Genomic DNA, 11,431 nt, shown 5'->3' with positions numbered 1-11,431 from the left:
ACGAGCGAGGGTTATCTACAACGCAACGCGTCAAACAATACTTACACCTATCACTATAACTTAACGGATCATCTAGGTAATGTACGAGCTGTGTTGTTCAAGAATCCTACAACCACTGTAATAGAAATAGTACAACAAACGGATTACTATCCATTTGGAAAACAGAGAACCCTAAAAGCAGGAATAAATAAGTATCTTTACAATGGTAAGGAAGTACAATCGGAGCTAGGCGATCAGCAGGATTACGGAGCGAGGTTCTATGACCCAGAAATCGGTAGATGGAATGTTGTCGATCCGCTTGCGGAGAAGTATTTTAACCACTCTTCATATAATTATGTGTTAAATAATCCTATTGATATAATTGATCCAGATGGTAAAGATATTATAATATTGTCTTATGGGGAAAAAAGTGCAAGACATAAATATGGACATATAGCGATGTTAATAGGAAATGAGAAAGATGGTTGGACTTATTATTCTAAGGATGGTGACAATGAAGGGACATATATTAATAAAGATGGAAAAGAAGAATATAACAATGCATTTACAATTGCGGGGTTTGACAGTTTAGGGGATTTTGCAAATAGTGAACATAATACTTTTAAAGATGATTATGATGATGTAGATTTCGGATATAAACCATTTGATGGTTCTCATCGTGACACTAAGGGTAATATTCTTCAGAGATATGAGAAGGCTGTTATGTTTGTAACATCAAAATTTCAGGATTCTAAAATGAAAAAAACAGCAAAAGAGACAACTGCAACAGATTATAATACATTTTTAAATAATTGTATTGATAACGTAGAGTCTACGTTAAAAGTAGGAGGATTCAAAACTGGCAATGGCAATGGAATGGATCCTCCTGAGAAATTTGATGATATCAAAAGTCAAAATAAAGGTGCCTATGATATTAGTGTTTTTCTAAAACCCATAAAGAATGAAAAACAGAAAAATTAAAATAAGTTTATTCATAATCGTATCAATAATAATATTGTATTATATACTCTCCATTTTGCTGGTTAGAAATGGACAATTTGTGCGTTATTATTTTCCTGCACAATTATCAATTGAAAATTCTATACATAACAAAAATTTTATCCGCAAAATTAGTCCTAATAGAATAGAAATAGTTGATACCTTAACCTATGAAATAATTAAAGATAAATTGGAGATTTATTTGTGCGAGGCATATTATTATAAAAGTTATGGAATGTTTCATATCTTTAGTCATCGTGTTGATTCAATGAATTCGATATGTCTAAATGTAAATTTTTTAGGAGAGGAGCGAATTTTTATAAAATATAATGAGGATCGTCTTAAGAGGATTGGTGACAGTGATTCCTTTTCAAATATTTTTAAAATAGGTTCAAATGTATATGTTAAGATTTTTAATGAAAGTAAGAATGTAATCTGTACAATGGATTTCTTGAAGTTAAGCAAAGAATGAAGAATTTTAATAGTTGAGAATGGATAATAATGGAGATTTTTTTTAATATTGATATTATAAATATTTTAAGCATATAGATGATAACTTGTGGAGTTAAGAAAGAACTACGTTCTTTTGATTATTTTGTATTTGTTAATATTTAATAAAAACTAACAAATGTTTTATAAAGAGTCTAAACTGTTAGAATGTAAATGTTGGTAATTTAATTTGTCCCATTTTTTTAACGGATTGGACTAGTTTTTATAAGCTGTATTCTATAAGGTTTTTGTGCAATAGCCCGTATTGGTGCAAGCTAAACCCTTACGTTACGATAAATAAGTTACAAATCCTTTACAAGTTTTTATTGTATAAGATTTGTATATTTAAAAACTATTATTCCTTTGGAACATGGCAATAAGGGTAAGTCAGACTACCAGACCGAGGAATATAATAATCAACGTTTCTAGTATATCGGAAATGGTAGAGGTCTTGTGTTCTATTTCTTCAGTGATTTGTGAAGATATCTGCAGGAAGAAAAAGTCTCAGCGATTAATTACTTCATCTACCAAAACACGGAAGTCTAACCTTATATATAGTATCAGTATTATATAACAGCATAAATATTAAACTAATATTAGAATTTTAATTTAACTATAAACGTTATTTTCTGCAAGATGGTCCGATTATAACAATTTCCATCTTACATTATCCTGATGAGCTATGCTACTTATAATTTAGGTATATTCAACTTGTTTTATCATTTTTTTTAAAAAGTTTAATTTAAAATTCAATTAAAAGAAAGAAAACATAATAATAATTTTAATAATGAATAACATATTTAACAAAACACTTCGTTCCTACACATTAACCGAAATATTAGTTGTATTAGTTATTATAGGCATATTAATACTGATAGCTTTACCGAATTTGTTGCCGTTGATTACCAAGGCAAAGAGTACAGAAGCAAAAATTCAATTGCAACATTTACAGACATTGCAGCAGAATTATTTCTATGAGAAGTCGAAGTATGCAGGCGATTTGAGTGAATTAGGATTTATCCAAGAAAAGTTGAGTACGGATGGTCAAGATGGTAAAGCAAATTACCGTATCGATATTGTCAAAGCTGATCAGACAGGATTTGTGGGGCGTGCTACTGCTGTCGTAGACTTTGATGGAGACGGCACGTACAACGTTTGGGAGATAGACAATGAGAAGAATCTACGTGAGGTGACTCCTGATTAATGGAGACTTTTGTATTTATTGGATTAACTCTTAGCTTACTAGCTATTACATACGAAGACTTGAAAACACGATCAGTGCATATCTATTGGTTTGCACTGACTTTTATTTGTTTGGGATATTTTAGCTGGCGAAGTGTTGGTTTGCAGGGGTATACTTTACAATATGGAATTAATCTTATTTTTTTACTGTTGTACTTCGTTTTACTACAACTTTATTTTATTGTAAAGCACAGGGGCTGGGTGTGGCTCTTTGATCGCTATATCGGCTGGGGAGATGTGGTGTTTTTAATGTGTATAGCAGGCTATTGGAATTTAGTAGGTTTCATTGTGTTTATAGTTGCCTCCTTAATGATTTCTTTGGTAGTCTATTTTATAAATATCAAGTCGTATGAGCGCACCATTCCTTTGGCAGGATTACAGTCTACTATTTTTTTGATAATTTTTTATCTTGAAGAAATAAATTTTATATCTTTAGACGAACTGATTTACCGATTATTTTAAGCTTAACATGTCAATGTCGTTTTCATCAACTGTAAGTTCCGATGTGGTCAATAAGTTACCGCGTAATTTAGCAAATCATTATCGGCTAGCAGCTATTGGTATGGAAAATGATTATGTTATTTTGGCAACAGATGCTGTAGACACCTTAAGCTTGCAAGATGAACTTGAGGTTTCATTGCCTTTTGATTTTATATTAGAACAGGTTTCCTCCTGTGAATTAAACACGCTATTACATAAATATTATTTTGAGGATATCTCAAATCAAGGAAAAGAAAAATCGACCTTACAGTACAATACGGATTTTTTAGAAACTTTGATACTCGAAGCCAAAAGATTAAAAAGTTCGGATATCCATATTGAGAGTTTCGAGAATAGAGGTCGCGTCCGTATCCGCATAGATGGCATGATGGTAGAGCGTTACAGTCTATCCAAATCGGATTACCCAGCTTTGGTGAACCGAATAAAGATACAGTCCAATATGGATATCGCCGAGAAGCGTCTACCTCAAGATGGGCGTATTGCATATGCGCATGCTGGCGAGCAATTTGATATACGGGTGTCTGTTCTACCAACATTGCATGGTGAAAAAGTTGTATTACGTTTACTAAACAACAATGCTACGAATATCCAACTGGATAAATTAGGTTTATCAACCGAAGATTATGAAAATTACCTTCATGGTATTAAAAAACCGAATGGCATTGTGCTAATCTCGGGCCCTACAGGCTCGGGAAAGACTACGACTTTGTATGCGACATTGAAGGATTTAAACAAAGAGACTCGTAATATACTAACCATTGAGGATCCTATAGAATACACTTTAGAAGGTATTAATCAAGTCCAATTAAAAGAAAATATAGGTTTATCTTTTGGGGCTGCATTGCGCACTTTTTTACGTCAAGATCCAGATGTTATTATGGTAGGAGAGATTCGTGATCCAGACACGGCTAATATGGCTATCCGTGCAGCATTAACAGGGCACTTGGTTTTATCTACCATTCACACCAATTCGGCGTGGGGGACGGTTTCTCGTTTGATAGACATGGGGATACCTAGCTTTTTGATTTCAAACACCTTAAATACCACAGTAGCACAGCGCTTGGTACGCTTACTATGTCCAGATTGTAAAACAACTCATCCTATAGATGCACAAATCTTTCCTAAGCAATTTATTCCATATTATACGATTGATAGCTATGCCAGTCCAGTAGGATGCAGTTCATGTTTTTATACTGGATATAAAGGCAGAAAGGCGGTTTATGAAATTATCCCTATTGATAGAGAATTGGCAGGAGAAATAAAAAAAGGAAACATGCAAGTTGACGAACTATTGCGCGAAAGAAATATAAAAACATTAGGTGAAAATGCATTTGAACTTTTTGCAAATCATGAGACAAGTATTGATGAAATATATCCACTACTCTTCAATTATTAATATGCATTTCAATAGATTACTGATTATTATATTTGGCATTTGTTGCTTTACCGTTTCGCTGTTTGCGCAAACCCCAGAAGAACGATATAGCCGTGTAGAACAGCGGCTGCAAGCACTAACCTTTGTATCTCCGGGTTTGAAAGAAAAAGTGAAGCTTTCTGTATCTGGTGTTTCAATACAAGAATTTGTTCGCGCATTAGCGGAATCTAATGGCTTGAACATCAATATAGACCCGGATATTAATTACACTATTGTTAATAATTTTCAAGGAGAGACAGCGCTAAATGTATTGTTGTTTTTAAGTAAAACATACAATCTGGATATCAATGTTGTAGGGTCGATTATGAGCATTAGCAAAATGCATAATTTTGCTCCAATTACTCCCAAAAGAATTATTCCTGTAAACTATAATGCTGATACCAATACCCTTACCTATGAATTGAATAATGACACCCTAGCTTATGTAGTAAAGCGGATTGCGGAGGTGTCCGGTAAAAATGTAGTGGTTCCAGTCTCATTACAGCAGAAAACAGTGTCTGGCTATATGACCAACTCGCCATTTGAAGTTGCGCTTGAGAAATTAGCCTATGCCAATAGTCTAAAATTTTACAAAACGAACGATGGAGTGTTTGTCTTTGAAAGTTTAATCCCAGGTGAAGAAGTCTTCATCAATCAAAATAGTGAAACTGCTGTTCGTTACCGTGGACAGTCAGGGCAACAGGGAGATATGAATCAAGGAATGGTGGGAGCTGGTTCTGGAAATTTTACGGTATATAACCAAGGAACTTCCGCATTAGCGGGTAAATTATTCACGATTCAAGCGGAACGATCCTCTTTATCTGAAATTATTAAACGAGCAGCCCAAGAAGCCGATGTAAATTATTTTATTTATTCGGATATACAAGGGCAGGTAACGACCAATGTACGCAATATTAATTTTGATGATTTTCTAACCTCTATATTTCAAGGTACAAACTATACCTTTCGTGTAGATAGGGGGACTTATTTGATTGGTGATCGGAAGATTGAAGGACTACGATCTAGTCGAATTATACATATACAAAACCGTTCTATTGATACCTTAGTACAGATGATACCAATGGACTGGAAGCGAGATGTAGAGATAAAGGAGTTTAAAGAACAGAATATGCTCTTGCTTTCTGGTTCCGCACCACAGATTGCTGAGATCGAATCGTTTATTCAAAAGTTGGATAAACTAGTGCCCATGGTATTGATTGAGGTTACGTTATTAGATATTCAAAAGGGCACAACCACTAAAACCGGCATAACAGCAGGAATCGCTGATTCTACAACTGTAATTGGAGGAAAATTGTTAGGACAGGGGCTGGATTTCACTTTTGGAGCAGGCTCTATTAATAAATTTCTTTCCCAGATAGGGAGAAACAGTACATTTAATCTAGGACGGGTTTCTCCGAATTTCTATGTAAGTTTAAAAGCTTTAGAAGAGAATGAAAATGTTGAGCTTCGTTCGGTACCTAAATTATCAACTCTTAACGGGCATAAAGCTACATTAAGTATTGGAAGTACACGCTATTATCGTACTCAGACTCAAAATATTATTCCGTCGTTTCAGTCTAATAGCATTATTACAGAACAATTTACTCCTGTAGAGGCAAATTTAGATATCGATATTCGACCCGTAGTTTCTGCTGATGAGCAAATTACATTAAATATCACCGTGAATATTACGGATTTTGTGGGTGCCCTAGTTGAAAATCGTCCTCCCCCTACTTCAACTTCTAAGTTTACCTCTATTGTTAGGGCAAAGAATGAGGATATGATTGTATTAGGGGGTATAGAAAGGATGGAAAACAGTGACAGTGGTTCAGGTGTGCCAATATTATCTCGTATACCTGTTTTGAGATGGTTATTCAGTAGTAAAGAAAAACGTACACGAAAGGTTGTTTCGGTCGTATTTATCAAACCTACTATTATTTATTAAATGAATATTGTTGACAATTTTAGAGAGATGTATTCTTTCCAATCTTGTATAGGTCTGGAAGTAGATATCAATTTGTCGGAACAGATTTTAAGTACGTATATAGAGAGAAAAGCAAAATCAATCAATATTAAAGATTTTAATTCTTTCAATAACATAAAAGAAGTTGCGGAATATGTTCAAAATATCGGTGATGCACTTGTTTCGCTTTATGTAAAAGGCAAGGGGATTTTAATTAAATCAATAGAAAGTTTAGATCCAAATAAATCTGAGCTCTCAGAGAAGGAAATACAGAACTTGTTACCATCCTATACAACGGAGAACTTTTATAATGTACAATTTAAAGGAAAGGATAAAATATGGCTCGCTATAGTAAAAAGACAACCAGTAGATGATTTATTAAATAGTTTGAGAGAGAATAATATACTTCCTATACAAGTATTTATAGGTCCGTTTGGGTTATCAAATATTCTCAAGCAAATCAATATTTATAACAATAGTTATATATTCCATGGTCATCGCATCGAGACGGATGAAAATGGAGAATGGATTTCTTATGACTTTTCAGTTGAGCACCAAAATCCTTTTAATATCAAGGTAGGTAACAAAACTATATCCCACGAATATCTCAGTAGCTATGCTGCTGCATTTTCTACTTTATTATATGATTTTTTACCCAACCTTTCGCTAACGAAAGATGATTTAGAATTTCAATTTTTAGAAGCAAAGGAGAAAATCAAACTTAATTTGAATAGCAAGATTGTATTGGGTGTTTTATTTATACTACTAGTAACTAGTACTATCTTTTTTCATCATTATTATCAGCAAAATCAACAACTTTCAAACAGTATTTCAACACAAAATATTTCTGAAAAGCAACTGGAAGAACTAATAAAACAAACTAGAGATCAGGAACAAAAATTGAAACAACTAGGTTGGAATGGTGGAATAAGTAAAGCTTGGCTATTGGATCAGTTAGGTATTTCATTAAATGATTCTCCTGCTATCACGCTAACTAATATTGCTATCAATCCATCGCAAGAGAAAAGAGTAGGTCATCAAATTGATACGGAAATAGACAATAGGAATACAATTCGTTTGTCAGGTTTCGTTTACAGTTTAGAGAGTCTGAATAGTTGGATTCGCAAGCTGAACCAAACTAAGTGGATAGAAACGGTGCGAATTACAAAATACACTAAAGCGGAGAAAAAAGCCGACGAAGAAAATAAAAACATATTCGAAGCAGAAATAAAATTTGGCTATGACTTTTAAGATTATCACCTATCAACAAAAAAATAACCTATTGCTTGTTTCTACTGTTATACTTTTTATTATAAGCTGGTTATTTTCTTTTTCGAAAGCGTGGAACGAATATCGTCAAAATACCGAATTAACAACACAGAAATCTGCTTCAGCTATCTCCAATCAACTAACCTACACCACACAAAAAAAGTTCAACAGGTTAGATAGCCTTGTAACGAAGTTTACTGTTGACTCTGCATTTTTTGAAAATAATTTTCTTTATAATATAAGTCAATGTATTGATGGCCTACCTGTTGAACTTTCTTTTAATGAGAATAAGGTGACATCTGATTCCTTTCTCCAATCAAATACAATAACACTTCAGGGTGATTATAAGTCTTTAATTCAAGTGATACATAGAATAGAGAAGGAATATTTTATAAAAAAGATTAGATATTTTAATGATATTGTAGAGGTTGAAATGACAAATTTTAAATAGTATACAGAAAATCATAAAAATGTTTAACTTTTACTATCAATTTTTTTATTGACACAATTATATAAATTATGAATATGAAAAGAATATTTTTTTTATTATTTTTAATAGCAGTAGTAAATATAGGGAAATCCCAAGATGCCTTAATGAGCTATATGCCCTCAATTGCAACACCTACACCCACACCATTTTCTTTTGTACAGTACGGAAATATACCTCTTGAAGGGAATGATGGAGCATTCTCCACTTCCATTCCTTTAATTTCTGAACGTTATCACGATATTGAAATCGGAGTTAGTTTAGGGTACAAAAGCGCTGGGGTAGATATAGATGCACTCGGTGGCTCTACCGGCACTGATTGGATTTTAAATGTTGGAGGCGCTGTTACCCGAGTAATGCGTGGGTTACCAGATGAGAAGGAACAGACACGGTGGTTTCCTTCGCAGGTTAATCCAGCTAATTTAATAGATTACTCTAACATAATAGTAAATGCAGCTGGATTAGGGGTAGATACTGAACAAGATTGGTTTAGTTATAACGTAAATGGTATTTCTGGTAAATTTTATTTAGATGAAAATCTAAATGTAATCGTTGTTGGTGGAAATGATGAAAAAGTGGTGATGGAGCAAACTAGTAACACCTCCACTTATGGGAATATTTTACGATTTACAATTACTGATTCCCGAGGATATCGATACGTGTTTGGAGGAGAATTGAATTATGTTGAGGGTATGAGGCTAAATCGGGACTGTTTCGTGGGGCCTAAGCCGACTTTCCAATCTGCTTGGTTTTTAAAAGAAATAATTAGTCCTCGAAATGCGCATATATCATTTACATATCAAAGTTATACAATTGAGAATGTGACTTCCGTAGTATATAACCGAAGTTATAGTCGAACCTGTGAAGGAAATACTTTATCACCATATAAATTAGCAATCAATAATTGCGTTTATTCCACAACGAGTTCAACTAGAGCGCTTTCATCAATTATATTTGGAGCAAACACATTAAATCTTACTTATGACGACATACGATTAGACGGAGGAGGTTTGAAATTAAAAAATATTAAACTATTGGAAAGAGGGAATCAAATAAAGTCTATTGATTTTAATTATGATGAAGTTTTAAGTTCTCAATCCATAAATGAACCAAAATTACAAACATTAACCAAATTAAAGTATAGATATTTTTTAAAAGAGATTTTGTTTAAAGGGGAAAGCCCAGTAGTTAATTCAAAATATTTATTTGAATATTATAATAAGGGTTTATTGCCACCAAGATTTTCTTATTCAAGGGATAAGTTTGGATATTTTAATAACCGAATTAATTATTTACCTTATAGCAATGAAATTAAATTTATGCCAAGTAATGCGATGAGTATACTAAATAATATAGGTGGTTTAGACTTTGCTTCTGCAGATAATGATGTAAATGCTAATTCTGTTTATTATGGATTATTGAGTAAAATAATATATCCTACAGGAGGTTATACCGAAATAATTTACGAGCCAAATAAAACAAAAAAAATCCAGACTATTACTGAGCCTATTGTTAACAGATTGTCGGCAAATTTAAATTGTGGTACAAGAGAGACATTATCCACCTTTCGATTTATATCTACAGGAGGGAGTGCTAGTTTTGCTGCATCTGCCACTTATGAAAACAATCCTTCTTCAAGTTGTGTGAATAATCCAGATCCTTTGCACGACCTTCATGCGCTATCTGTAATTGATGTTTCTACTAATACAGTTATATATTCAGCAACAAGAAAAGTAGATGAAAGTTTAGATGCTATTGTAGGGACTACAAATGGACGGGAATATGAGGTACGATACAAATTATCATCTAGATTCAATTCATTATACGGTGTCATAGATATCTATTATAACAATCACTTAGTTTCAAAAGAAGTTGATGATTTTGGAAGTGGTAACCGCGTAAAGACATTAATAAATTTTTCAGAATCAGGAAAGTCAGAGAGACGTAGTTTCCATTATAACACTTTGGAAAATATAAACAGTAATAGTAGCACTTTAAATACTCTATTTTCTCCAAAATATCATGAATTTAAACAAGTTAAAGTTCATTGTGGTGGATTAATGGTAGATACGGATATACTCATGATCACTAGCTCCAATATTAATCAGATGTTTAACTTTCGTAATTTGAAAGTATTTTATCAGACAATTACTGAATCTATTTTTTCAGATTTTAACCAGATTAATGGGTATACTGAAAGTCAATTTAATCTCATTGAAGATAATCCACCATTTAGCGAATTCGGTCCTATGATATATGGTGTTCCATATAGTAACATTTCTGAAGGAATGTTGGGAAAAATAGGTAGGAAAAAGTGGTATGATTCTATGAAAAGTTTAAAAAAGGAAGAAGTTTATGAGTATAGGCTTATGCAAGAAGGTAGTACTAAAAATTGGGTATTCCGTAAAAACTATGATATCACAGGTCCAAGTAATCATGCATGGGAAATGGAGGGAGGAAGTTATTCTGCTGTTCATTATTTCAATAATTATATTGATTGGAAGTTACAAAAGGTTACTACATATGATTATCACTCGTCGGGAATTGTAAAATCCGAAATTAGTAATGTATATGAAGGGAATGGACATAAGCAAGTAACTAAAAAAATCAAAACGTCTTCCGATGCTAAGACTAATATTACATCGTTTTTCTATCCGCCAGATTTGCTCTCTTCTAATATTGCATATGCAACTGATCTTGCGCAAAATAATAGATTAGAACCGATTCGAATACAAAATTTCTCAGATAGTGATTTGATCAAAGAAGAGACCGCAGGATTTATAAAGATCAATAATGATATTCTTTTAAATTCTGTATATAAGAAATATGGTACAGAACTAGGGCGGGTGGATGAAAAGTTATTTATCTTGCAATTTGATATTTATGGTAATCCTTTGGAAGTTAAGAAGCAAAATTTACCGAGTACAGTTTATCTATGGGGGTATAATGGACAATACCCTATTGCCAAGATAGAGAATGCTACCTATCAACAAGTTCTTGAGGTCTTAGGAGGAGGTTCTACACAGGCTAATATTAATGCAGCTAACTCCCTTTTAAACCAGTTAAACGCTGTTAGTGTTACGGATGG

General features: G+C 33.1%; 9 protein-coding genes. All 9 read left to right on the top strand.

Features of this window, described 5'->3' with window-relative positions:
* Positions 1 to 960 (top strand): RHS repeat domain-containing protein (locus FLS47_RS15280; protein WP_149915212.1); only part of this gene is annotated, 960 nt, incomplete at its 5' end.
* Positions 941 to 1,450: a hypothetical protein gene (locus tag FLS47_RS15275; protein WP_149915211.1), complete on the top strand. Its 510-nt coding sequence runs from the start codon at positions 941 to 943 to the stop codon at positions 1,448 to 1,450. The genes FLS47_RS15280 and FLS47_RS15275, both read left to right, overlap by 20 nt.
* Positions 1,451 to 2,254: 804 nt before the next feature.
* The gene (locus tag FLS47_RS15270; RefSeq protein ID WP_149915210.1) at positions 2,255 to 2,671 is read left to right on the top strand and encodes a prepilin-type N-terminal cleavage/methylation domain-containing protein; all 417 of its coding nucleotides are present in this window, start codon (positions 2,255 to 2,257) and stop codon (positions 2,669 to 2,671) included.
* Positions 2,671 to 3,171 (top strand): hypothetical protein, encoded by a 501-nt coding sequence (locus FLS47_RS15265; protein ID WP_149915209.1) that lies wholly within the window; start codon positions 2,671 to 2,673, stop codon positions 3,169 to 3,171. The genes FLS47_RS15270 and FLS47_RS15265 overlap by 1 nt, the downstream gene beginning before the upstream one ends.
* 13 nt (positions 3,172 to 3,184) lie before the next feature.
* Positions 3,185 to 4,606 (top strand): GspE/PulE family protein, encoded by a 1,422-nt coding sequence (locus FLS47_RS15260; RefSeq protein ID WP_188347452.1) that lies wholly within the window; start codon positions 3,185 to 3,187, stop codon positions 4,604 to 4,606.
* Entirely contained in the window at positions 4,560 to 6,569 is a 2,010-nt protein-coding gene (locus FLS47_RS15255) for a secretin and TonB N-terminal domain-containing protein (protein WP_223225338.1), read from the top strand. The genes FLS47_RS15260 and FLS47_RS15255 overlap by 47 nt, the downstream gene beginning before the upstream one ends.
* Positions 6,570 to 7,838 carry a hypothetical protein gene (locus FLS47_RS15250; RefSeq protein WP_149915207.1) on the top strand — a complete coding sequence of 423 codons (1,269 nt, stop codon included), beginning with the start codon at positions 6,570 to 6,572 and terminating at the stop codon, positions 7,836 to 7,838.
* Positions 7,828 to 8,307: a hypothetical protein gene (locus tag FLS47_RS15245; protein ID WP_149915206.1), complete on the top strand. Its 480-nt coding sequence runs from the start codon at positions 7,828 to 7,830 to the stop codon at positions 8,305 to 8,307. Before FLS47_RS15250 ends, FLS47_RS15245 begins: the two co-directional genes overlap by 11 nt.
* 74 nt (positions 8,308 to 8,381) lie before the next feature.
* The coding region (locus FLS47_RS15240) for a hypothetical protein (protein ID WP_149915205.1) at positions 8,382 to 11,431 on the top strand (3,050 nt) is incomplete at its 3' end.

The organism is Sphingobacterium cavernae (assembly GCF_008520265.1).
In the GTDB taxonomy this organism is placed as follows: domain Bacteria; phylum Bacteroidota; class Bacteroidia; order Sphingobacteriales; family Sphingobacteriaceae; genus Sphingobacterium; species Sphingobacterium cavernae.
This window is presented reverse-complemented; position numbering and strand designations above follow the sequence as displayed.